The 21,312-nt window shown below is 68.3% G+C and carries 22 protein-coding genes and 1 pseudogene; 11 read left to right on the forward strand and 12 right to left on the reverse strand.

Annotated features, from left to right (window positions below):
- Positions 1 to 29: 29 nt before the first annotated feature.
- Together EV652_RS18855 and EV652_RS18860 are read left to right on the forward strand one after the other, a co-directional pair.
- Positions 30 to 800 (forward strand): enoyl-CoA hydratase/isomerase family protein, encoded by a 771-nt coding sequence (locus EV652_RS18855; protein ID WP_242001853.1) that lies wholly within the window; start codon positions 30 to 32, stop codon positions 798 to 800.
- Between the two features lie 233 nt (positions 801 to 1,033).
- Complete coding sequence (locus EV652_RS18860) at positions 1,034 to 2,011, forward strand: GlxA family transcriptional regulator (RefSeq protein WP_132210463.1); 978 nt, start codon at positions 1,034 to 1,036, stop codon at positions 2,009 to 2,011.
- 45 nt (positions 2,012 to 2,056) lie between these two features.
- Here the strand turns inward: EV652_RS18860 and EV652_RS18865 are convergent, their stop codons facing one another.
- From EV652_RS18865 to EV652_RS18875, 3 genes are all read right to left on the reverse strand, one after another.
- Positions 2,057 to 2,509 (reverse strand): SRPBCC family protein, encoded by a 453-nt coding sequence (locus EV652_RS18865; RefSeq protein ID WP_132210464.1) that lies wholly within the window; start codon positions 2,507 to 2,509, stop codon positions 2,057 to 2,059.
- 95 nt (positions 2,510 to 2,604) lie between these two features.
- Positions 2,605 to 2,943 (reverse strand): ArsR/SmtB family transcription factor, encoded by a 339-nt coding sequence (locus EV652_RS18870; RefSeq protein ID WP_132210465.1) that lies wholly within the window; start codon positions 2,941 to 2,943, stop codon positions 2,605 to 2,607.
- Positions 2,940 to 3,377 (reverse strand): SRPBCC family protein, encoded by a 438-nt coding sequence (locus tag EV652_RS18875; RefSeq protein ID WP_132210466.1) that lies wholly within the window; start codon positions 3,375 to 3,377, stop codon positions 2,940 to 2,942. The genes EV652_RS18870 and EV652_RS18875 overlap by 4 nt, the downstream gene beginning before the upstream one ends.
- A 156-nt stretch (positions 3,378 to 3,533) precedes the next feature.
- On the opposite strand from EV652_RS18875, the gene EV652_RS18880 reads away from it, so the two are divergent.
- Positions 3,534 to 5,432: an ABC transporter ATP-binding protein gene (locus EV652_RS18880; protein WP_132210467.1), complete on the forward strand. Its 1,899-nt coding sequence runs from the start codon at positions 3,534 to 3,536 to the stop codon at positions 5,430 to 5,432.
- 36 nt (positions 5,433 to 5,468) lie between these two features.
- A complete protein-coding gene (locus EV652_RS44085) occupies positions 5,469 to 5,645 on the forward strand; it encodes a hypothetical protein (protein WP_158441189.1) in 177 nt (58 codons plus the stop codon).
- Between the two features lie 4 nt (positions 5,646 to 5,649).
- Here EV652_RS44085 and EV652_RS18885 read toward each other — a convergent pair whose 3' ends face one another.
- From EV652_RS18885 to EV652_RS18895, 3 genes are all read right to left on the reverse strand, one after another.
- Positions 5,650 to 6,153 carry a hypothetical protein gene (locus EV652_RS18885; RefSeq protein WP_132210468.1) on the reverse strand — a complete coding sequence of 168 codons (504 nt, stop codon included), beginning with the start codon at positions 6,151 to 6,153 and terminating at the stop codon, positions 5,650 to 5,652.
- Positions 6,154 to 6,301: 148 nt separating this feature from the next.
- The gene (uppS, locus tag EV652_RS18890; RefSeq protein ID WP_132210469.1) at positions 6,302 to 7,066 is read right to left on the reverse strand and encodes a polyprenyl diphosphate synthase; all 765 of its coding nucleotides are present in this window, start codon (positions 7,064 to 7,066) and stop codon (positions 6,302 to 6,304) included.
- A complete protein-coding gene (locus EV652_RS18895) occupies positions 7,066 to 8,142 on the reverse strand; it encodes an ATP-dependent DNA ligase (protein WP_132210470.1) in 1,077 nt (358 codons plus the stop codon). Before EV652_RS18895 ends, uppS begins: the two co-directional genes overlap by 1 nt.
- Before the next feature lie 100 nt (positions 8,143 to 8,242).
- On the opposite strand from EV652_RS18895, the gene EV652_RS18900 reads away from it, so the two are divergent.
- The 5 genes and pseudogenes from EV652_RS18900 to EV652_RS45330 form a co-directional block, all read left to right on the forward strand.
- Complete coding sequence (locus tag EV652_RS18900) at positions 8,243 to 8,779, forward strand: FHA domain-containing protein (protein WP_132210471.1); 537 nt, start codon at positions 8,243 to 8,245, stop codon at positions 8,777 to 8,779.
- Positions 8,780 to 8,817: 38 nt separating this feature from the next.
- Positions 8,818 to 9,138 carry a hypothetical protein gene (locus EV652_RS18905; RefSeq protein ID WP_132210472.1) on the forward strand — a complete coding sequence of 107 codons (321 nt, stop codon included), beginning with the start codon at positions 8,818 to 8,820 and terminating at the stop codon, positions 9,136 to 9,138.
- Positions 9,131 to 9,559 (forward strand): MerR family transcriptional regulator, encoded by a 429-nt coding sequence (locus EV652_RS18910; protein WP_132210473.1) that lies wholly within the window; start codon positions 9,131 to 9,133, stop codon positions 9,557 to 9,559. The genes EV652_RS18905 and EV652_RS18910 overlap by 8 nt, the downstream gene beginning before the upstream one ends.
- Positions 9,556 to 9,888: a YnfA family protein gene (locus tag EV652_RS18915; RefSeq protein ID WP_132210474.1), complete on the forward strand. Its 333-nt coding sequence runs from the start codon at positions 9,556 to 9,558 to the stop codon at positions 9,886 to 9,888. The genes EV652_RS18910 and EV652_RS18915 overlap by 4 nt, the downstream gene beginning before the upstream one ends.
- Before the next feature lie 258 nt (positions 9,889 to 10,146).
- A pseudogene (locus tag EV652_RS45330) lies at positions 10,147 to 10,245 on the forward strand (putative Ig domain-containing protein); the annotation flags it as partial.
- 153 nt (positions 10,246 to 10,398) lie between these two features.
- Here the strand turns inward: EV652_RS45330 and EV652_RS18925 are convergent.
- The gene (locus EV652_RS18925; protein ID WP_132210475.1) at positions 10,399 to 11,160 is read right to left on the reverse strand and encodes a phytanoyl-CoA dioxygenase family protein; all 762 of its coding nucleotides are present in this window, start codon (positions 11,158 to 11,160) and stop codon (positions 10,399 to 10,401) included.
- Positions 11,161 to 11,288: 128 nt separating this feature from the next.
- Here EV652_RS18925 and EV652_RS18930 point away from each other — a divergent pair, with 128 nt between their 5' ends.
- Positions 11,289 to 12,083, forward strand: coding sequence for a helix-turn-helix transcriptional regulator (locus EV652_RS18930; RefSeq protein WP_158441191.1), 795 nt, complete (start codon positions 11,289 to 11,291; stop codon positions 12,081 to 12,083).
- Between the two features lie 12 nt (positions 12,084 to 12,095).
- Here the strand turns inward: EV652_RS18930 and EV652_RS18935 are convergent, their stop codons facing one another.
- From EV652_RS18935 to EV652_RS18955, 5 genes are all read right to left on the reverse strand, one after another.
- Positions 12,096 to 13,946, reverse strand: a complete 1,851-nt coding sequence (locus EV652_RS18935; RefSeq protein ID WP_132210477.1) for an ABC transporter ATP-binding protein — start codon at positions 13,944 to 13,946, stop codon at positions 12,096 to 12,098.
- A 1-nt stretch (position 13,947) separates the two neighbouring features.
- Complete coding sequence (locus EV652_RS18940; RefSeq protein ID WP_132210478.1) at positions 13,948 to 14,862, reverse strand: ABC transporter permease; 915 nt, start codon at positions 14,860 to 14,862, stop codon at positions 13,948 to 13,950.
- Positions 14,863 to 14,977: 115 nt separating this feature from the next.
- A complete protein-coding gene (locus tag EV652_RS18945) occupies positions 14,978 to 15,973 on the reverse strand; it encodes an ABC transporter permease (protein WP_132210479.1) in 996 nt (331 codons plus the stop codon).
- 3 nt (positions 15,974 to 15,976) lie between these two features.
- On the reverse strand, positions 15,977 to 17,647 hold the full coding sequence (locus tag EV652_RS18950) for an ABC transporter substrate-binding protein (RefSeq protein WP_132210480.1): 1,671 nt from the start codon (positions 17,645 to 17,647) through the stop codon (positions 15,977 to 15,979).
- Positions 17,648 to 17,743: 96 nt separating this feature from the next.
- The gene (locus EV652_RS18955) at positions 17,744 to 18,739 is read right to left on the reverse strand and encodes a LacI family DNA-binding transcriptional regulator (RefSeq protein ID WP_132210481.1); all 996 of its coding nucleotides are present in this window, start codon (positions 18,737 to 18,739) and stop codon (positions 17,744 to 17,746) included.
- A 129-nt stretch (positions 18,740 to 18,868) separates the two neighbouring features.
- Here EV652_RS18955 and EV652_RS18960 point away from each other — a divergent pair, with 129 nt between their 5' ends.
- Complete coding sequence (locus EV652_RS18960; protein WP_132210482.1) at positions 18,869 to 21,304, forward strand: beta-galactosidase; 2,436 nt, start codon at positions 18,869 to 18,871, stop codon at positions 21,302 to 21,304.
- Positions 21,305 to 21,312 lie beyond the last annotated feature (8 nt).

Raw genomic sequence — 21,312 nt, forward strand, 5'->3', positions numbered from 1 at the left:
CGGGGTCCGTTTCGCGTATGTTCCTGGGCATGAAGGAACTCGGATTGCGGTTGACGGTGGACGGTCCGGTGGCGCGAGTCGTGCTGGACCGGCCGGAGGTGCGCAACGCACAGACTCCGGCGATGTGGCTGGCCTTGGCGGGCTTCGGTACGACGCTGCCACCCGAGGTCCGCGTGGTCGTCGTGTCGGGGGAGGGGCCGTCGTTCTCGGCCGGACTCGACCGGCGGCTCATCATGGGTGAGAACGCCGACGGCGAGGAGCCGCTGCTCACGCTCGGGGCCAAACCTGCTGCCGAGGTCCACGAGACGATCGCCGCGTTCCAGGCCGGCTTCTCCTGGCTGCGACGCCCGGAAATCGTCAGCATCGCCGCGGTGCAAGGGCATGCGGTCGGTGCAGGATTCCAGCTGGCGCTGGCCTGTGACCTGCGGGTCGTGACGCCGGACGCCCGGTTCAGCATGCGCGAACCGGCTCTTGGCTTGGTCCCGGATCTGGGCGGAACCCAACCGCTCGTCCAACTCGTCGGCTACTCCCGCGCACTCGAGATCTGTGCGACCTCACGGTGGGTCGAGGCGGATGAGGCTAAAGAGCTTGGTCTGGCGAACATCGTCGTACCGGCTGAGGAGTTGGCCGACACGGTGAAGGATCTGTCCGAGGCGTTGCTGGCGCCGCTGCCGGGGGCGATCCGGGAGACGAAGGCGCTGCTGCTGGGTGCCGCGGATCGCCCGTACGAGGAGCAGTTGAAGGCCGAGCGGGAGGCTCAGGAGCGTCGGTTGAAGGAGTTGCTGGCGAGCTTCGGGTGAGCTGATCGGCGAGCCAGCCGAGGAGGACGAGCAGCAAGACGGCGATCACGGAAACTACGAGTCGGACAAGCACGCTTCATCGTCGCCAGGCACTGCGCTCCCCGACAGTGGCAAGGATGCCGCTCTCCGATAGATTCTGGCCACTCATCCCACACCGGCACTACGCGCGCTGTGCGGGGTTGGCGGAACCGCGACGCTCGTGGCAAGAATGACTATGTCGGTAGATTCTGGTCATGCATCGTGTGGCTGTCGTTGTTGCCGATCGGGTGAAGACGTTGGAGCTCGCGATCCCCGGCCAGGTGTTCGGGACGGCGCACTCACAGGACAAGCCCGCCGGGGCGGTCTTCGGCGCCCCGCTCTACGAGGTGCTCATGTGTGGGGAGCGACCTGACCTCGTGGTGTGCGGCCGCGGCGGCGTGGAGCTGTTCCGGCTGACCGCGCCGCACGACCTGACGGAGGCCCTGACCGCCGACACAGTGGTCGTCCCGGGGACCCGTACGGACATCGTGCCGTCAGCTGAAGTGGTCGACGTCATTCGGCAGGCGCACGGCCGCGGCGCCAGGATCGCCTCGATCTGCTGCGGCGCTTACGTCCTGGCCGCCGCGGGGTTGCTCGACGGACGGCGAGCCACGACCCACTGGACCTCTGCCGGGGACTTCGCGCGGCGGTTCCCCCGGGTCGAGGTCGACCCGACCGTGCTGTTCGTCGATCACGGCGATGTGCTCACGTCGGCCGGGGCGGCGACCGGCCTCGACCTGTGCATCCACATGGTGCGCAACGACTTCGGGGCGGCGGTCGCTGCCGAAACCGCCCGCCATATCGTGATCCCGCCGCAGCGAGACGGGGACCAGGCGCAGTTCATCGTTCACCGGGAGCCCACCGCCGACAGTGGCTCGCTCGAGCCGACGATGCGCTGGCTGCGTGACCGCGTCGGCGAGCCGTTGACGCTGTCCGACATCGCCCAACACGCGGCCATCAGCCCGCGCACCCTCAACCGCCGCTTCCGGGAACAGACCGGGTTGACGCCCTTGCAATGGCTCCTGACACAGCGGGTGCGTCACGCCCAGGAGCTGCTGGAAACCACAGTGCTGTCGGTCGAGGACATCGCCAGACACTGTGGTTTCGGCACCGCGATCAATCTGCGCCAGCACTTCACGCGGCGGGTGCACATGTCCCCGCTGGCCTACCGCCGCGCCTTCCAGCCCCGCTGACGAGGACGCCTTGCTCCAGGTCGCCGCCGGCTGGCGGCCGCCGGCCTAGTGCCAGTTGCTGACGCGGACGTCGTTCGGAGCGGGCTCGCCCTTGCCGGTCTCGACGAGCCGCTTGAGGCTCATCAGGAAGGTCGCCCACTTGGTGCTGCAGTGGTACATGAACTCGACCGGTTCCTTCCAGCCCTCGTGCCGGAACAGGACGATCGTGTACTCGTCGGCCCGGAAGAGCTCGAAGCGGATCTTGGTGCCGATCCATTCCTCGGGGCCGCCGACGACCTCCCAGCGCACGAGTTCGCCCGGCTGTGCGTCCAGCACCAACATGTCGAACCCAGCCGGGTCAGGTGCGCCGGCGAAGCGGAACTCGGTCACTCCGCCGACCGCGCTGTCGCCGCGGGTGTCCTCGGTCCACCACCCCGCCAGCCCGTCGATCGTGGTCAACGCTGCGTAGACGTCCTCGGGCGACGCCGTGATTCCGACCCTGTGCAGGATGTCGTTCATGGTCTGTACCTCTTTCTGATTCGAGCGCCCGCAAGCGGGCAGGGGTGATCGCGTCGGCACATCCGTGTGCCGACGGTTGGTTGTTCGTTATCGGGTCAGCTCTGCCGACGCTGCTGGATCGCCTCGGCCATCCGCTTGATCCGCTGCAGCCGGCCGTCCCAGGCGTCCCGGACCGACGACAGTTGCGCGACCGCACGAGCAAGCTGTGCTTCGTCCACGGTGTACAGGCGTTCCCGCCCCGAGGGCGTGACGTGGACCAGGCCGACCTTCTCGAGTACGGCGAGGTGCTTGGCGACCGCCTGCCGCGTGACCGGCAACTGGTCGCTCAAGGTGGTCGCCGTACCACCGCTGTCGGCCAGGAGCAGGTCGAGCATCCGCCGCCGGGTTGGATCTCCCACCGCCGACCAGAGTTCGTCGTCGATGGTGTCGCTCATGGCGTCGACACCAGCCGGTCGACGTACGGGACGAGACGGGGGAGGAAGTAGTCCCAGCCGGTGACGTGATCGCGGTACTCCTCGTCGCTGCGGGCCGACTCGTCGAAGCCGATCTCGGAGAACCGCAGCACCGTGCCCGCTCCGGACGGGATCAGGTCGAACGTCACCAGCAGCGAGTTGGCCGCCGTCGCGACGTCGCCTTCGTCGTGCGTCCACCGGAAGGAGAACCGCCTGGGCGGATCCGCCTCGACCACCGTGAGCGGGACGACCTTCGCCTCGCCGAACGAGACGGTGCCGGTGGCACCCGCCGTCGGCTCCAACTCCGCGTCGTCCGGCCACCACTCGCGCAGGTGCTCCGGCGTGCTGATGACCTCGTAGACCACCTCAGGCGCGGCGTCGATCTTGATCTCCCGGTCGATGCTCCGCTGTCCCATCCCAGATCTCCTGTCATCCGCAACCTTTGGTTGCATATGACAGTACGGCAGTCCCGCCCGATATGCAACCATTGGTTGCTCAACACTGGTGCTGGGAAGTTCGGAACGAGGCACAGTGTTGTCAACGTTGACGCGAAAGAGCTGGGGAGGAACCGGATGTCAGGCATGAGGCCGATGGGCGGCGGCATGGGCATGGGCGCCTATGGCTGGCGCCGGCAGGACGCGTCCGTCGCCGGGCAGAAGCTGGCGAAGGGCACGTTGCGCCGCATCGTCCGGTTCGCCAAACCGTTCCGGTGGCACATCACCCTGTTCCTGCTGCTGGTGATCGTCTCGGCCTTCCTCGTGATCGCCTCGCCACTGCTGTTCAAGAAGATCGTCGACGACGGCATCATGAAGAAGAACGGCGATCTGGTGACCGCGCTGGCCCTGGTGGTCGCCCTGCTCGCGGTGATCGAGGCCGCACTCGGCCTGATGCAGCGCTGGTTCTCGGCCCGGATCGGAGAAGGGCTGATCTTCGACCTGCGGACCAAGGTGTTCGAGCACGTTCAGCAGATGCCGGTCGCGTTCTTCACCCGGACCCAGACCGGCGCCCTGGTGTCCCGGCTGAACAACGACGTGATCGGTGCGCAGCAGGCGTTCACCTCGACCCTGTCCGGCGTGGTGTCGAACATCATCAGCCTGATTCTCGTGGTCGGTGCCATGCTCCTGCTGAGCTGGCAGTTGACGTTGGTGGCGATCCTGCTCCTGCCGGTGTTCCTGATTCCGGCGCGCATCCTGGGCCGCCGGCTAGCCGCGTTGACGCGGGAGCAGATGCAGCTCAACGCCGACATGTCGACCGCGATGACCGAGCGGTTCAGTGTCGGGGGAGCGCTGCTGGTGACGCTGTTCGGCAAGCCCGAGGTGGAGAACGAGGGCTTCGGTGAGCGGGCCGGACGGGTACGCGACCTCGGCATCCGGATCGCGATGCTCGGCCGGGTGTTCTTCACCGCACTGACCCTGGTCGCCGCGCTGGCAACGGCGCTCGTGTACGGCGTGGGCGGCAACCTGGCCGTCGAGGAGGTGCTGACCGTCGGGACGCTGCTGGCCTTGGTCGCGCTGCTCGGCCGGCTCTACGGTCCACTGACCGCGCTGTCGAATGTGCGGGTCGATGTGATGACCGCGCTGGTGTCGTTCGAGCGGGTCTTCGAGGTGCTTGACCTGGAGCCGATGATCAAGGACGCGCCCGAGGCCCAGCCGGCGCCGGACGATGCCGCGAGTGTCGAGTTCGACCACGTGGCGTTCGCCTACCCGACTGCCGACCAGGTGTCGCTGGCGAGCCTGGAGTCCGTGGCGGTGCTGGACAAGCGAGTGTCCTCGCAGGTGCTCGAGGACATCAGTTTCGTCGTCCGCCCCGGTCAGATGGTTGCCCTGGTCGGGCCGTCCGGCGCGGGCAAGACCACCATCACCAACTTGGTCGCCAGGCTCTACGACGTCACCGGTGGTGCGGTCCGGATCGGCGGGAGCGACGTTCGCGACGTGACGTTGCGGTCGCTGCACGACGCAATCGGGTACGTGACCCAGGACGCGCACATGTTCCACGATTCGATCCGGGCGAATCTCGCCTACGCGAAGCCGGAGGCCGGCGACGACGAGATGATCGAGGCGCTCAAGTCCGCGCAGATCTGGGAGCTGGTGTCGTCCCTGCCCGACGGTCTCGACACGGTGGTCGGTGATCGCGGTCACCGCTTGTCCGGCGGTGAACGCCAGCGGCTCGCGATCGCCCGGTTGTTGCTGAAGGCGCCGCGCATCGTCGTACTGGACGAAGCCACCGCGCATCTCGACTCGGAGTCGGAGGTCGCCGTACAGCGGGCGCTGGACACGGCGCTGGAGGGGCGTACGTCGTTGGTGATCGCGCACCGGTTGTCCACGGTCCGCAACGCCGATCTGATCCTGGTCGTTGACCACGGCAACATCGTCGAACGCGGCACGCACGAGCAGCTGCTGGCCCGTAACGGTGAGTACGCGGACCTGTACCACACCCAGTTCACCGAGTCGGGTACTGCCGCAGGCGTCTAGGGGTACTTTGGTCGTGATGCATCAGGGGAGGGAACCATGATCAAGCTGGCCTTGGTCCTCGCCGCCGGCTTCGCGGGCTACAAGCTCGCCTACCACTCCGAGGACGGCCGCCACTACGGCAAGGTGGGCGACAACACCCTGCGAACCAGCCTCTCGCTGCTGATCGCCTCCCTCGTCGCAGGCGTCACCTACGCCGCACTGCTCTCGCACTAGCCGCTCAGGAAGCGGACGCCTTCTGCGGGTCGTGCTCCAGCAGGTGCAGGACCGGTACGCCGAGGTGGCGGCGAGCGGAGTTGGTCCAGTCGAGGTGGAAGAACTCGGCCACCACGTGCGGTCGGGTGAGGATGATGACCTCCTGGCCGTCGACCATGTCGACGGTGGCTATCAGGGCGTCGATCGGCCGGTCGTGGGAGATCCCTCCCTCAGCGTTCTGGCCGAGGTCGCGCAGCCGTTGGACGCTTCGCCCGGTGCAGCCCTTCGCCTCGGTGTCGATCGCCTTCTGCGCCTCGGCGAGGTCCTGGCGCTGGGTGGCCAGCCCCGGTCCGTAGAGGTCGGCGGTGCCGAGCGCGCTGATGGATGCCTCCACTCCGGCCTCGGCGTTGTGGCACGGCACGAGCACGTGGTACGTGACCGGCTCGGGCATGTCCTGGTGCAGTTCGACGACGCGCTTCGCGTCGGGCTCGTTCAGTTCCTGTTCGACGAGCAGGACGACGTCGTACATGTCGCAACCTCCGGTTCGTACCAGTCGGTATATCCCCATGATGCCCCCACCGGCCCCGGTTGGCGCCCTCCTGAGAACTCGGTTCGGTGAACTCTTCGCATCAATAGTTGACGTATCCACACAAGGTGCGAGTCAAACGGGTTGATGATTACTGATTGCGGTCGAGCCGGCGGTGTCCGTAGGTGCGCAGAGCCCGGAGCAGGTCGATCTCGCGGAACGCCGGCCAGTAGAGGTCACAGAACGCGATGTCCGACCGCGTCGTCTGCCAGAGCAGGAAGTCCGACATCCGCAGCTCACCACTGGTCCTGATGACCAGCTCCGGATCAGGCAGGTCCGGCAGGTACAGATGCTGCCGGATGTCGTCCTCGCTCAGCCCTGCCGCGACGTCCGCCAGCGACTGCCCCGACATGGCCGCCTCGTCCAGCATTCCGCGGACGGCGTCCACGACCTCGCCGCGCCCGCTGTACCCGATCGCGATGGTCAGATCGCCCGCATCTGCTCGATCCCGGGTTGCCTCGACAGCGTCCTTCAGTGCATTGGCCGTTGACGAGGGCAACAGATCCAGCTGCCCGGCGACATGCAGTCGCCAGCGGTGATCGCGTCGTACCTGGTCGGCGAGCACCGTTTCCGTGAGCTGCATCAGGTAGTCGACCTCGGCCGAGTCACGCCGCCGCATGTTGTCCGCCGACGCCACCCACGCCGTGACACATCGGATCCCGACGTCACCGCACCAGCCCAGGAACTGATCCAGGTGCTCGGCACCGAACCGGTGTCCCACGCGTACGTCGTCGTACCCGGCCTGCCGGGCCCACCGCCGGTTGCCGTCCATCACGATCGCGACGTGCTGCGGCATCGGCAGTCCGGCCAACTGCCGCCGCAGTACCCCGGTGTAGAGCCGGTAGAGCGGCCGCATCAGCTCGTGGCGCTGGTGAGTACGTCGGCCAGGTCGAACTTCACCGGTTCCTCGAGCTGCTCGTAGGTGCATGACTCCGGCGTACGGTCAGGACGCCAGCGGACGAACTGCGCGGTGTGCCGGAACCGGATGCCCTCCATGTGGTCGTAGCGGACCTCGACCACCAACTCGGGCCGCAGCGGCGTGAACGACAGGTCCTTGCCCGCCTGCCACCGGCTGCCTTCCGCGTTGCGCGGCGTACGCACGCCCTCCTCCTGCTTCGCCCACGCCCACGGGTGGTCGTCGAAGGTGGTGACGAGCGGCTGCATGTCCTGGAAGAGCTCCTTGCGCCGTTCAAGCGGGAAGGCGCCGATCACGCCGACGCTGGCCAGCGTGCCTTCCTCGTTGTAGAGCCCGAGCAGGAGTGAGCCGATCCGGTCCGGCCCGCTCTTGTGCACGCGGTAGCCGGCGACGACGCAGTCTGCGGTGCGCTCCGGCTTCACCTTGAACATGACCCGCTTGTCCGGCTGGTAGATGCCGTCGAGCGGTTTCGCGATCAGCCCGTCGAGGCCGGCGCCTTCGAACTGCTCGAACCACTGCCCGGCGGTCGCGTGGTCGGTCGTCGCGGGAGTGAGGTGGATCGGCGCCTGCACGTCGGCGAGGGCTTCGATCAGGGCGGTACGACGTTCGCTGAACGGGCGCTCCGTGTAGTCGTCGTCGCCGAGGGCCAGCAGGTCGAACGCGACGAACCGGGCCGGCGTCTTCTCCGACAGCATGTTCACCCGGCTCGCGGCGGGGTGGATCCGCTGCTGCAGCACCTCGAAGTCGAGCCGGTCGCCGGACTCGCCGATGACGATGATCTCGCCGTCGATCGCGCAGCGCTCGGGCAGGTTCGCCTTCACCGCCTCGACCAGTTCCGGGAAGTACCGGGTCATCGGCTTCTCGTTCCGGCTGCCGATCTCCACCTCGTCCCCGTCCCGGAAGATGATGGAGCGGAATCCGTCCCACTTCGGCTCGTAGCTCAGCTCGCCGCGCGGGATCTCCTTGACGGGTTTGGCCAGCATGGGCTTCACCGGCGGCATGATCGGCAGTCGCATCCCGTCATTCTCACCCACCGACCGGCCGTCGACCAGGACCGCAACCCGCCACCCCGGGACCCAGTGGACAGTGGCCCGGCGTGGCGCTGACAATGCGGAGATGACATCGGTGCCGGTGCAGGGGGCGCGTCCGTCGGACGCCGAACGCGACCGGGCGCTGGCGATCCTGCGGGACGGCGCCGGATCGGGCCGGTTGTCACACGACACCTTCATCCGGCGGATGACCTTCGTCCTGCGGGCGCAGAGCCGGGGTGAGCTCGCCGCCGCGACCCGCGATCTGCCCCGGCCCGAACCGCGGGTGGCCGGTTGGTTCCGCGAGATCCTGGCCCGGATGCCGCGGATCGCCGTCGTACCGCCACCGGTGCAGCTGCCCGGTCTCGCGCTCCCGCCGGACGGCTCACCGACGGTCCGGATCGGTCGTGGCCCGGGTGCGACGCTGCGGATGGCTGATGTCTCCGTGTCCCGGTTTCACGCCGAGCTGCGGCATGTCGGCGACGGCTGGATGCTGCGAGACCTCGGGTCGATGAACGGCACCTTCCTGAACGGCCTGCGCATCACCACCCCGGTCCGCGTCCGCGCCGGCGACCACGTCCGCTTCGGTGCCGTCGCCTACCTGCTCACCTGGGCCGACCAATAGTTGCATCCTGTACTTGGGTACAGGTTTACCGTCGGACTATGAGTACGACGAACTGGGCTCCGGAAGCCTGCATCCTGCCGACCGTCGAGCAGCCGCTGCGTGTGGCGGAGTTCGACGCGCTGTTCGCAGCGCACCTGAAGAGCGTCACCCGCGTCGATCCGACCACACTCGACCTGACCCTCGCAGCCGAGGCAGAGGCAATCACGGCCGACCTGACAGCCCGCGAGACCGAGTGCTGCTCCTTCTTCCACTTCGAGCTCACACCGATGGACGACGACCGAGTGCGGCTCCGCATCAGCGTGCCTCCCGCGCATTCCGCCGTACTGGATGCACTGAGCGCCCGAGCGGACCATGGCTGACCGCCTGCGCTCCGGCCAGGTCGCGGCCGCCGCGGGCGTCAACCTCCAGACTCTCCGGTACTACGAACGCCGCGGCCTGATCGAGGAGCCGGACCGAAGCCTCGGCGGGCATCGGCTCTATCCGGAGGAGGCGGTGACCACGTTGCGCGTGATCAAGGCCGCCCAGCGCCTTGGCTTCACGCTCACCGAGGTGTCGAACCTGCTGGACGCCGCCAGGCATCGCCACGGGGTCGGCGAGGGAGCCGGAATGCAAGCGCGCGCCCGCGAGAAGCTGGCGGATGTGGAAGCCAAGATCGCTGACCTGACCGTGATTGCCGAGAGTCTGCGCGCCGGTATCGCCGCCGGCTGCGATGACCTCGAGGCCTGCGCCGGCGACCCGGAGTGCCCGCTGCCGTTTACCGATCTGGCCGGTCGCCTGTGACGGTGCTGCGTTCGGTGCTGCTGTTCGTGTTGGCGGCATTGGCGGAGATCGGTGGTGCCTGGTTGGTGTGGCAGGGTTGGCGGGAGCATCGGGGGATCTGGTGGATCGCGGGCGGTGTGATCGCGCTCGGGGCCTACGGCTTCGTCGCGACCTTCCAGCCGGACCCGAACTTCGGCCGGATCCTGGCCGCGTACGGCGGGATCTTCGTGGCCGGCTCGCTCGCCTGGGGCATGCTCGTCGACAAGTTCCGTCCGGACCGTTGGGACTTCCTCGGCGCCGCCATCTGTCTCGTCGGCGTCGCCGTGATCATGTACGCGCCCAGGGACTAGCCAGGGTCGAGCACCGTCGGATGCGCGTCCGGGTGCGCGCTCCACCAGGGCCGGACCGACGCATTGTCGATGAGGGTCTGGCGATACACATCCACAAAGGTTTGATGGATGACGTCGACTCCACAAAGGTTTGATGGATGACGTCGACGACTTCCTGTCCGACGTTGTCGACCCGCCACCGCAGTGCGCGCCGCCAGACGAGCGCAGAACCCGGGTAGTCAGTACGGGTTCGTCGGCTGGGAGGGCTTCCCGGTCCAGGTGCGGGCGACCTCTAGCACCGGGCGCCCGATCACCTTCCGCGCGACTGGACTGCCGCCCGGTCTCTCGATCAGCTCGGCAGGCGTCATTACGGGTACGCCGAGCACCCGCGGCTCGTATCAGGTCACGGTGACTGCGACTGACAGCGGCGGGCGTCAGGAAGCACCACCTTCGGCTACACGATCTGGTAGCAGTCGCGGCCGGGCCCCGGATCGACCCACCAGGCGATCCGGGGCCAACTGCCTGCACCGCTCAGCGATCGGCGATGATGCGGCCGCCGTCGAGGAAGTGGTCGAACGACCCGTGGGCCGTCGTCCCGTCCTTGGCCGGGATGACCTCCTTGGAGTACTGCGCGATGTACACGCGCCGGTTCCGGTCGGTGAGGTTGGGCCCGCTGCGGTGGATGACGACGCTGGAGAAGACCACGATTGAGCCCGCCGACGCGGTCATCGGGATGCCGGGATCGGAGCCGAAGTAGCAGACCATGTCGTTGAGCTCGGGGTCCCGGATGTGCTTGATGTACGACCTGATGCCGGACCGCGAGTACGGGAGCAGGTAGACCGAGCCGTTCTCCTCGGTGACGTCGTCGAGGGCGATCCAGCAAGTCAGGTAGGGCTCGTGGTCCTCGTGGACGTAGCCGGAGTCCTGGTGCCAGGCGAACGCCGTGTCCGGGTCGCCGGCCTTGATGACGTACTGCTCCCAGAACAAGTACGCGTCGTCGCCCAGCGTCGCCCGGCAGATCTCGGCCATCGTGTCACTGAACAGGAACTGCCGCAGTTCGGGCCGGTCCTGGTAGATCATGCTGCTGAAGTACCGCTTGCCCCGGTGGTTGATGCCGAGCATGTCGGTGCCGGCCGCGTCCATCGCGGCGTCGAGCTTGTCGATCGAGTACTGCGCTCCGCCGCGCAGCAGCTCGAGCTGCTCGTCGGTGAGCACTCGGTTCAGAACGAAGTAGCCCTCGTCGCGGAACTGGTCCAGGTGCGCGCGCGTGACCAGGTTGGTGGTCGATGTCATCGTGCGGTCCTCCGGTCGATCGGCTTGTCCCTTCCACCGAAACGCTAGGGCGGCAGCCACGGGCAGAGAATGTCTCCGCGCGACCCGGACATGAACGTTTTGGCGGTCCGCTGGGTACTGTCACCGGCATGGGTGAGCGGACGGTCGTAGCGATGGCCGACGGGCCGGTGACGAGGCTCGGTCAGCTGGTGCTCGCGGGCGAGGTGCTCGACGACGAGCCGATCATGTCGTCGACGCTGCGGGTGATGGACGCGTACGTGCTGTCGGTACTGATCGACGGTGAGGGCAACTATCGCGACGCCGACGGGCGGGAAGAGCGGATCACGCCGGGCGCGCACACGATCGTGCCACCCGGCTTCCCACACACGTACGGCACCGATCCGGGGGAGCGGTGGACCGAGCTGTTCGTCGTCTTCACCGGACCGCTGTTCGACTCGCTCGCCCACCTGGCCGATCCCGGCCCGCGGTACCCGGTGCCGCTGCCTTCCATCGAGGCACTCCGCACCGTACTGCGTTCGCCGCCGCGGACTCGCCGGGTCGCCGAGCATCAGTTGCTGGCGCTGGCCGACTGGCTGATCGACACCGACGACACCGCGGACAATCCCGAGGTGAGCATGGAGATTGTGGACGCGATGAGCCGACTGGCCGACGACCTCACCGCGAGCACGGACCTGGCTGCCGTGGCCGCCGACTCGGGGCTGAGCTACGACACGTTCCGGCGCCGGTTCGCGGCGGAGGTCGGCCAGACCCCGGCCGCGTTCCGGAGCGTACGTCGGCTGCAGGCGGCGGCCACGCTGCTGCGGCTGACTGACCTGACCCACCGGGAGATCGCGCGGACTCTCGGATTCGCCGACGAGTTCCACCTGTCGCGCCGGTTCCGCGCCTACTTCGGCGTAGCGCCGCGCGACTACCGCCGGTCCTGAGATCCTCCTGGTTCAGGTGAGCTGCCGGGCGCCCGGGCGGGGGATGGCCGCCAGCAGTTTGCGTGTGTAGGGGTCCTTGGCCTCGCCGATGACATCGAGCGTCGCGCCCCGCTCCACCATCACGCCCTGGTTGAGCACCATCACCTCGCCGGCGAGCAGCCGCGCGCTGAGCAAGTCGTGGGTGATGTACAGCATGGCGATGCCGCGGTCGCGGACCAGTTGGTCGAGCAGCGCGATGATCTCGGCGCGGATGGACACGTCAAGCATCGAGATCGGCTCGTCGGCGATGAGCACCTCGGGCTCGGGGGCCAGCGCCCGCGCGATGACCACGCGCTGACGCTGTCCGCCGGACAGCTGGTGCGGCAGCTTGTCCAGGTACTGCTCGGCGGGGCTCATCCCGACGGTCTCGAGCAGTTCGGCAGCCCGTGCCCGGGCCTGGGCGCGGTCCAGATCGACGTGGTTCTGCAGCGGTCGGCTGAGCGCGTACGCCACAGTCCGGGTCGGGTTGAGGGCGGCGAACGGGTCCTGGAAGACCAGCTGGACGTGCCGCCGGTACTTCCGCAGCGCCCGGCGTCGCAGGTGGTCGACCGGCGCGTCCTTGAACCGGACCGATCCGGATGTCGGACGCTCTACGCCGGTGAGGATGCGAGCGATGGTGGTCTTGCCGGAACCGCTCTGGCCGACCAGTGCGGTGACGTGACCTGGTCGGAGCGCGAACGACACGTCGTCCACCGCCTTGGTCACCGTCGTGCTCAGTCCGCGCCTGGTCTTGTAGATCTTGCTGACGCCGTCCACCACGAGCACCGGCTCCGCATCGATCCGCATTGACGGACCGGCGGCGAACACCTGGTCGCGGTGACGCAGCTCCGCCGCCTTCTCCAGCACGGCCCGGGCATCGCCGGTCTGCTCGACGAGCAGGCACCGGACCTGGCCGAGCTCCGCGGGGAGTAGCTCGGGGTGCACGGTCCGGCAGGTGTCCACCGCCACCGGGCAGCGCGGCTGGAACAGGCAACCGCCGTGCGACTGCGACAGGTCCGGTGGCCGGCCCGGGATGAACTCGACCTTGACGACCTCGTCCCGCGGGTCGGCGTACGAGCCGAGCAGGCCGGCACTGTACGGGTGCAGGTGGCCCGTGACCATCTGCGCGGCCGGCTGGTCCTCGACGATCTCCCCGGCGTACATCACCATCACCCGGTCGGCCAGCTCCATCACCGTGCCGAGGTCGTGGCTGATGAACAGCACGGCGAACCCGAGCCGTGCCTGCAACTCGCGCAGCCGGTCGAGGATGTCGCGTTGCACCACGACGTCCAGCCCGGTGGTCGGTTCGTCGAGCAGGACGAACCGCGGCTCGAGGGCCAGCGCCAGGGCGAGCGCTACCCGCTGCTTCATACCGCCCGAGAGCTCGTGCGCGAACCGGCCCAGTACCGAGCGGTCGAGCGACACCATCTCGAGCAGCTCGGCGGCGCGTGCGTCGACGTCCAGGTCGTTGCCCAGGGCATCGGGATGGGCCTCGAACGTGTCGGCGAACTGGCGCCGGACGGTGATCACCGGGTTGAGCGAGTTCATACTCGACTGGAAGACGGTGGACAGGTCGACCCAGCGCAGCGACCGCAGCTCGTCCTCGGTCGTCGTCGTCACGTCCCGCCCGTCGAACCTGATCGTCCCGCCGGTGATCGCGGCCGGCTTGTCCAGCAGCCGCAGTACGGCGGTGCCGAGCGTCGACTTACCGCAGCCGGACTCGCCGAGCAGGCCGACGAACTCGCCGTCGTGCACGTCGAAGCTGACCTGGTTCACCGCCCGGACGGCGGCGGAGTCGCGCGGGCTGTACGTGACACTCAGGTCGCGGACCTCGAGCAGCGCCATATCAGTCCTCCCTCAGATGCGGGTTGCTCAGTGCGTCGATGCCGAAGTTGATCAGCGTGAACGAGGTGATCAGCAACGCGAGCACGAGCCCGGGAGCCACCAGCCAGGCCCACTGGCCGGTGGTCAGCGCTCCGCCGAGGCTGGCCTGGTTGAGCATGGTGCCCCAACTGGTGGTCTGTGGGTCGCCCAGGCCGAGGAAGGCCAGTCCCGCCTCCGCGCCGATCGCGCCGAGCGCGGCGCCCATGAAGCCGACGACGATCAGCGAGATCATGTTCGGCACGATCTCGAAGGCGATGATCCGCGCCGTACTGTCGCCGGCGAACTTCGCCGCGGTGATGTAGTCCCTGGTCCGCAATGTGATGATCTGCGCGCGTTTGATCCGGGCGCCGAACGCCCACCCGGTCACGGTGATCACGATGATGATCAGCCCGAGGCCCTTCACCGGCGCGTACCCGGCCAGCACGATCATCAGCGGCAGCACCGGGATCACCAAGGCGAGGTTGATGAAGAACGACAGCACCTCGTCGACCACGCCCTGCAGGTAGCCCGCGGTGAGGCCGACGGCCACCGCGATCACCGTGGTCAGGAGGCCGGCCACCAGCCCGACCACGAGCGAGGTGCGAGCGCCGTACACGAGCTGGGAGAACACGTCCTCACCACGTGCGGTGGTTCCCAGCCAGTGCGCGGCCGACGGCCCACTGGACCCCGCGAACTCGTCGACCCGCGGTCCGTACGGCGCGATCACCGGAGCGAGTACGGCGACCACGATGAACGCCGCCAGCATCAGCATGCCCACCCGGCACTTGCCGTTGCGCCACAGGATGACGAACCAGCCGGGAAGCCTGCTGGACCTACCGGCGGCCAGTGCGGTGACCCGCACACCCTCGGTGTCGATGTTCGCCGATGTCGCGGTCATGGGGCCTCCCGGCCTGGACTGAGGAGTGGAGGGAGCGAAGCGACTGGAGCGACGAGGGAAGGCCGGGAGTCAAAGCCCCATGACCCCCGCGCCGGAGGCGCGGCATTCAACACAGTCATACTGCCTCCGACCGTCGGACTCGGGGATCCAGGAACCCGTACGTCACGTCGGCGAGGAAGTTCGCGATCAGGACGCCGACCGTGGTGAACAGGAACAACGCCTGCATCAGCGGGTAGTCCTTGTTCGATACCGCCTCCAGGAGCAGCCGGCCGAGCCCGGGGTAGTTGAAGATGGTCTCGACCAGAACGGTGCCGCCGAGCAGCCCGCCGAGCGCGATCGCGAAGCCGGTGACGTTCGGCAGGATGGCGATCCGCGCGCCGTAGGTCAGCGCGATCCGGCGCCGCGGCAGACCCCTGGCCCGGGCCAGCCGGGCGTAGTCCTCGCCGAGCGTCTGGACCATGTTGTTGCGCATGCCGATGATCCAGCCGACCGGTCCGGTGATGAGCAGGGCCACCGCCGGCAGCACGCTGTGCTGGAACGCGTCGGAGAAGAACAGCCACGACCAGCCCGGACTGCTGCCACCGCCGTACCCGCCACCTTCGGGGAACCAGTTCAGCGTGATGGCGAACACGAAGATCAGCAGCAGCGCGATCCAGAAGAACGGCAGCGTGCCGAGGAACGTCGACCCGAGCGTGACCACCGAGTCGACCTGTGAGTTCCGCCGGTACGCCGCCCAGGCACCCAGCAGCGTCCCGGCCACGAAGGACACCAGCTGGGTGACGCCGACGAGTACCAGCGTCCACGGCAGCGCGGTGCTGATCATGTCGGTCACCGTGTACGGGTAGTACGAGTACGACACCCCGAACTCCCCACGGCAGATCGCGCCGAGATAGTCCCAGTACTGCGACAGCAGGTTCCCGTCCTGCGTGCCGAGCATCTTCCGGATGGCCGCCAGTTGCACCGGGTTGACCGCCTGCGTGTTGCCCTGCAGCCGCGCCAGCAGCGCCTGCGCGGGATCACCCGGCTGCAGCCGCGGGATCAGGAAGTTCAGCGTCACCGCCGCCCACAAGGTGGCGACGAAGAAGCCGACCCGCCGGACGAAGTACAGCATCGGTCAGCTCCCGGCCGGGACGAGGTGCGTCAGCACGACCAGTCCGTTGCCGCCGTCGGCGTACGGGTCCTTCTCGTTCGGCCAGCCCTTGGCCTTGGTGGTGTCGTACTGGAACCACTTGGCGCCGTACCAGATCGGGATCATCGGCACCTGGTTCATCATGATGTCGACGAGTCCGGCGACGGCCTCCTTCTGGGCCTTGTCGTCCGGCGAGACCTGCAGCGTACCGAGCAGCTCGTCGGTCTTCGGGTCCTGCCAGCGGATCTCGTTGCTGGCCGCCTTCTTGCCGATCGGCGCGGTCCGGGCGCTGTTCAGCGGATCGGCGAAGTTGGCGTACATGTTGCAACCGCCGCCGTGGACGCCGAAGATCATGTCGTAGTTGCCGGTGGCCCGGTCCTGGTTGTGTGCGTCCGGCGTCGGCGTCTCCTTGTCGACGGCGAAGCCGAGTGCCTTCAGGTTCTTGATCAGGATGTCGGCGGCCGCCGCCCAGTCGACGTACGAGCCGGGGACCTTGAAGGCGAACGAGATCGGCTTGCCGTCCTTGCCGAGCCTGCGGCCCTTGCCGTCCTTGGCGTAGCCGGCATCGGTCAGCGCCTTGTCGGCCGCGGCGGCGTCGTACCCGATCCGGCCTTCGTCCGCGATACCCGACGGCAGCCAGTCCTTCTGGCCCGGTACCACCAGTCCGCTCTGGCTGGCCTGTGTCACGTACCCGAGTTGGGCCTTGTCGATCACCTGCTGGTCGTCGAACGCCGTGGTCAGCGCCTTGCGGAACGCGACGTCGTCGAACGGAGCCTTGGTCAGGTTCATGTAGACGCTGATGACGCCACCAGGCGCGTACCAGTAGTGGTGGTGCTCGGGGTCGCGGTCGACGTACGCCTTCTTGATGTCCTGCACGAACATCCCGTTGGTGTCGTACTCGCCGCGGCTCATCTTGAGCTGCTCGACCTGCCCGCCGGCATCGGCCTTGTTGAACCGGATCTCGTTCACCTTGATCTTGTCGGCCTGCCAGTAGTCCGGGTTGCGCTCGACGACCAACTGGCGCGGGTTGAACGCCTTCAGTTTCATCGGGCCGGTGCCCACCGGAGCGGTCGCGTTCACGAACGTGGTCGGATCGGCGACCTTCGACCAGATGTGCTCCGGCACGATCTTGACGCCGCTCACCTGGGTGAACACCGAGGCACCGGGCTGCTTGAAGGAGAAGGTGACCTTGTTGTCACCGGTCGCCTTGACCGACGACAGGAACGCCCACACGCCCTGGACGTCCAGGACGTCGTACTTCTTGAGCATGGTGAACGTGAACTCGACGTCGGCCGCGGTGAACGGCTTGCCGTCGTTCCACTTGACTCCGCCGCGGAGCTCGTACACCAGCGTCTTGGGATCGGACCACTGGAACGACGTGGCCAGCCACGGCAACGGCTTGCAGCTGTAGGTCTCGACGAACATCAGGCTCTCGTAGATGTAGTCGGTCGCGCTGAGCTTGGTGGCGTCGAGGTACGGGTTGTAGTTGGGCTTCGGCGTGGTGCCGCCACCGAAGTCGCCGTAGTTGAGGAAGTCGATCATCCCGCCGCCGCCGGATGATGTCTGGGCACCCTCGGTGCCGGTGCATCCGGCGAGCAGCAGCGCCACACTCGCCACTACCGCTGTCAGTGTCCTGGGCCGTGGTCGTCTCGTCATACGGGGTCCTCCTCAGGGCGGGTCCGGCCGCGGCCGGACATTGGCGGTTCCCCCCGATCGATCCCCCCGGCTTCGACCCCCCTCAGGTCAGCAGGATCAGGGCGAACCCCCGCAGCCGCAGGAGCCGCGCAGGACCAGCTCGGTGGGCAGGACGATGTCGCCGGCCGGCTGGCCGAGCGGGTCGGTCAGCAGCCGGGCTGCGGTCGCGGCCAGCTCGCGGATCGGCTGCCGGATCGTCGTCAGCGCCGGCCGCACCAGGGCCGCCATCGGCATGTCGTCGAAGCCGGTGATCGCGACGTCCTGCGGCACCCGCAGCCCTCGGCCGAGTGCGCTCAGCAGCAGGCCGAGCGCCGTCTCGTCGTTCGCGCAGACCACGGCGTCGGGGCGGTCGCCGCTGTCGAGCAGGTACTCCGCCGCGATGGCGCCGTCGGACTGCTGCAGCCCGACCCGGACCGGCTCGGCCGGCGGCTTACGGCGGGCCGACTTGTGCGCGGCGAGGAACGCCTGCCAGCGTGCGGTCACGTCGGGCGAACCGTCCGGCGTGCCGACGAAGGCCAGCCGGCGGTAGCCGTGGTCGACCAGCAGGTGCCGGGTGAGTGCCTTCATGTTGTCGTTGGCAACGCTGACCGAAGCCTGCGCGGGCCCGGACTCGCTGGCCATCACCACGACGCGGATCTGGTCGGCCACCTTGGCGATCGCCTCGGTCGACACCGTGCCGCCGTGGATCGCCATCCCGTCCACCCGGTCGGCCAGGTCGATCACGGTGGCGTCGGTGTCGGCGCGCGAGTGCGAGGCCAGCACCAGCACGCTGTCGCCGGTCTCCAGCGCCTCGGCCTCGAAGCCCTGGATCAGCTCGGAGAAGTACGGCCCGGACAGGCCCGGGAACACCAGGCCGAGGGCGCCGTGCCGACGCTCGGCCAGCGCACGCCCGAAGTGGCTGGGCTTGTAACCGTGTTCCTCGATCACCCGCAACACCCGGTCGCGGAGCTCGGGGGACACCGGGACAGTGCCGCGCGTGACCCGCGACACGGTCGCCGGGGAGACGCCGGCCATCTCGGCGACCCGGCGTACGTTCACACGGCTGTTGCCCATCGGCTGAACTCCCGATACGGTTGAAACCGGTTTCATGAGACCGGTTTCACGACCATAACCACGACCGCCCCGGTAGGCAACATCTCGGCGCGGCGGCCCGGAACTCTCCAGACCGGCGAGGACGTGACTGTGACGACACCTGCGAAGCCCCGATCGATACGACTGGAACGGCGCCGGATCCTGGTGGACGGCGTACCGAGGATCCTGATGGCCGGCGAGGTGCACTACTTCCGGCTGCACCGCGAGGACGTGGCCGACCGGCTCGACAAGCTGGCCGCTGCCGGCTGTGACGTGGTGGCCAGCTACATGCCGTGGATCGTGCACGAGACCGCGTCCGGTGACGTCGACCTCACCGGCGCCACGAGTGAGTATCGCGACCTGACCGGGTTCCTCGACCTGGCCGCAGAGCGGGACCTGCTGGTCGTCGCCCGCCCCGGCCCGTTCGTGATGGCCGAGCTGAAAAACGAGGGCGTACCGTTCCGGATCTACCGCGACCATCCGGACGCCGTACCGCTGGGATGGGACGGCAAGCCGGCCAGCTCGGCCACCCTGGACTACCTCGAACCCGGGTATCTCGCGGAGGCCGAGCGGTGGTACGCCGCGATCATGCCGGTGCTGGCCGAACGCCTGGCCACTGTGGGCGGACCGGTAGCCGCGGTTCAGCTGGACAACGAGGTCGGCATGCTCTCGTGGGTCACGAACACCCCGGAGCTGACAGACCGTACGCTGGCCGACCTCGCCGGCTGGGCCGAACGGACCTGGGGTCGCAAGGGCAGCATCGACCGGTACGGCGCGGACCCGGACGACACCGAGCGTTGGGCGGAGTGGTGGCGCGCCGGAGGCACCGACGCCGGCACAGAGGTACAACAACTCGCGCTGCACCACGACCTCGGCGCGCACCACCGCGACCGTTATGCGCGATACCTGTTGCGGCTGCGCGATGTCGCCGTGCAGCACGGTGTCGACGGCGTACCGTTCCTGGTCAACCTGCACGGCACGTACGCCGGCCGCGGGCGGACGTTCCCGATCGGCATCAGCCAGCTCTCGAAGGCGTACGCCGGGGTGCCGCAGATGACGTCCGGCTCCGACCACTACATGCGCGACCTGACGGTCGAGAACCTGCCGGACCTGTATGTGATGAACGCCTTCATGGCCGCCGTACACGACGCCGACCAGCCGATCACGTCGCTGGAGTTCGAGGCCGGGACGGGCGACTACGGCGAGGACATGAGCTGGCTGACCAGCCCGGAGACCACCGAGCTGAAGACCCGGCTGTGTGTTGCCCAGGGCAACCGGTTGATCAACTACTACTTGTTCGCCGGCGGGCACAACCCGCCGCTGGACGAACCGGTCGGCGACGGCAACGACCGGATCGCGTTCACCGGCGAGCGGCACGGCTTCGCGGCGCCGGTCGACCCCGAGGGCCGGCTGAGCGAGACGTACCCGGGCACGGTGAGTGCGGTGCGGGCGGTCCGTGGTTCCGAGCACCTGCTGGCCGGCATGGACGAGGAGTACGACGACGTCGTTCTCGGCTACGTGCCGGACCACTACCTGACCGAGTACCACCACCCGGACTCGGCCGTACGCCGTAGCCAGGTCGGCGAACTGGAGCGGTACCGCGGGATGGGTCCGCGCGACATCCTCGCCCGGGCCCTGCTGCTGGGCGGCTACTCCTTCGGCGCCGTCGACCTGTCGTCGGCAGAGCTGGATCCGGCGGGTCCCGCGGTCGCTCTGGCAACTCCGCCGGTGCTCGGCCACTCGATCCAGGAGCGGCTGGCCGCGTTCGTCCGCGCCGGTGGGCGCCTGCTGCTGCACGGCCGGATGCCCGTCGTCGACGACGACGGCTCGCCCTGCACCGTGCTCGCCGACTCGCTCGGCCTGCGTACCGCGAGGACCGTCGAGGGCACCCCGGATCAGTTTCCGTCGGTGCGCGCGACCGCGTGGGCAGGTGAGCAGCCGGAGGTGCGGGTCGGCATGCTCGAGCACCTGATCGGCGAAGGCGAAACGCTCGCTGTCGACATCGCCGACGGCTCGCCGGTCGCCGTCGAGGTGACGGTGCCCGGCGGCGGGCGCGCCGTCGTGCTCGGGTGCGACTACCCGTGCCACCTCGGCTTCTGGCGTTCTCTGCTGGAGCGGATCGGTGTCCGCCGCCGGATCATTGCCGAGGGCAACACTCCCGGTCTGGTGACCACGAGCACGGCCGACGGCACCGGTCAGCGACTGGTGCACCTGATCAACGTCGCGCCGGTACCTCAGACGTTCACGCTGACCGTGGACGGCGTATCGCTCGAGCTCCATCTCGGTGCTCGCGAGGGGCTTGTGCTGCCAATCGGCGTACGGCTCGATGACGCGGTGCTGTGCTGGTCCACCGCCGAGTTGGACGGGCCCGGCGACGGGTCGACCTTGGTGCTGCGACGTGCCGCCGGCCCGGGCCGCGCGTTGATCGAGACCGCTCGGGATGTCACGGCCGACGGCGATGCCGCCGCGAGCCGGACCGAGCAGGGCTGGCTCGTCACCTGGCCCGCCGGCCGGGCTGGTGACCGGCTGACAGTGCGCCTCTCCTAGGAAGGAAC

The sequence above is a fragment of the Kribbella steppae genome, assembly GCF_004342025.1.
Taxonomy (GTDB): domain Bacteria; phylum Actinomycetota; class Actinomycetes; order Propionibacteriales; family Kribbellaceae; genus Kribbella; species Kribbella steppae.

Excerpts from the sequence above, each read along its gene's own strand:
- EV652_RS18900 (WP_132210471.1), top strand. The coding sequence starts at position 8,243 with ATGACATCGGTGCCGGTGCAGGGGGCGCGTCCGTCGGACGCCGAACGC.
- EV652_RS18925 (WP_132210475.1), bottom strand. The coding sequence starts at position 11,160 with ATGACATCGACCACCAACCTGGTCACGCGCGCGCACCTGGACCAGTTC.
- EV652_RS18875 (WP_132210466.1), bottom strand. The coding sequence starts at position 3,377 with ATGGGACAGCGGAGCATCGACCGGGAGATCAAGATCGACGCCGCGCCT.
- EV652_RS18950 (WP_132210480.1), bottom strand. The coding sequence starts at position 17,647 with ATGACGAGACGACCACGGCCCAGGACACTGACAGCGGTAGTGGCGAGT.
- EV652_RS18895 (WP_132210470.1), bottom strand. The coding sequence starts at position 8,142 with ATGCGACTGCCGATCATGCCGCCGGTGAAGCCCATGCTGGCCAAACCC.
- EV652_RS44085 (WP_158441189.1), top strand. The coding sequence starts at position 5,469 with ATGATCAAGCTGGCCTTGGTCCTCGCCGCCGGCTTCGCGGGCTACAAG.
- EV652_RS18955 (WP_132210481.1), bottom strand. The coding sequence starts at position 18,739 with ATGGGCAACAGCCGTGTGAACGTACGCCGGGTCGCCGAGATGGCCGGC.
- EV652_RS18880 (WP_132210467.1), top strand. The coding sequence starts at position 3,534 with ATGTCAGGCATGAGGCCGATGGGCGGCGGCATGGGCATGGGCGCCTAT.
- EV652_RS18935 (WP_132210477.1), bottom strand. The coding sequence starts at position 13,946 with ATGGCGCTGCTCGAGGTCCGCGACCTGAGTGTCACGTACAGCCCGCGC.
- EV652_RS18860 (WP_132210463.1), top strand. The coding sequence starts at position 1,034 with ATGCATCGTGTGGCTGTCGTTGTTGCCGATCGGGTGAAGACGTTGGAG.
- EV652_RS18930 (WP_158441191.1), top strand. The coding sequence starts at position 11,289 with ATGGGTGAGCGGACGGTCGTAGCGATGGCCGACGGGCCGGTGACGAGG.
- EV652_RS18945 (WP_132210479.1), bottom strand. The coding sequence starts at position 15,973 with ATGCTGTACTTCGTCCGGCGGGTCGGCTTCTTCGTCGCCACCTTGTGG.
- uppS (WP_132210469.1), bottom strand. The coding sequence starts at position 7,066 with ATGCGGCCGCTCTACCGGCTCTACACCGGGGTACTGCGGCGGCAGTTG.
- EV652_RS18870 (WP_132210465.1), bottom strand. The coding sequence starts at position 2,943 with ATGAGCGACACCATCGACGACGAACTCTGGTCGGCGGTGGGAGATCCA.
- EV652_RS18940 (WP_132210478.1), bottom strand. The coding sequence starts at position 14,862 with ATGACCGCGACATCGGCGAACATCGACACCGAGGGTGTGCGGGTCACC.
- EV652_RS18865 (WP_132210464.1), bottom strand. The coding sequence starts at position 2,509 with ATGAACGACATCCTGCACAGGGTCGGAATCACGGCGTCGCCCGAGGAC.
- EV652_RS18885 (WP_132210468.1), bottom strand. The coding sequence starts at position 6,153 with ATGTACGACGTCGTCCTGCTCGTCGAACAGGAACTGAACGAGCCCGAC.
- EV652_RS18905 (WP_132210472.1), top strand. The coding sequence starts at position 8,818 with ATGAGTACGACGAACTGGGCTCCGGAAGCCTGCATCCTGCCGACCGTC.
- EV652_RS18855 (WP_242001853.1), top strand. The coding sequence starts at position 30 with ATGAAGGAACTCGGATTGCGGTTGACGGTGGACGGTCCGGTGGCGCGA.
- EV652_RS18910 (WP_132210473.1), top strand. The coding sequence starts at position 9,131 with ATGGCTGACCGCCTGCGCTCCGGCCAGGTCGCGGCCGCCGCGGGCGTC.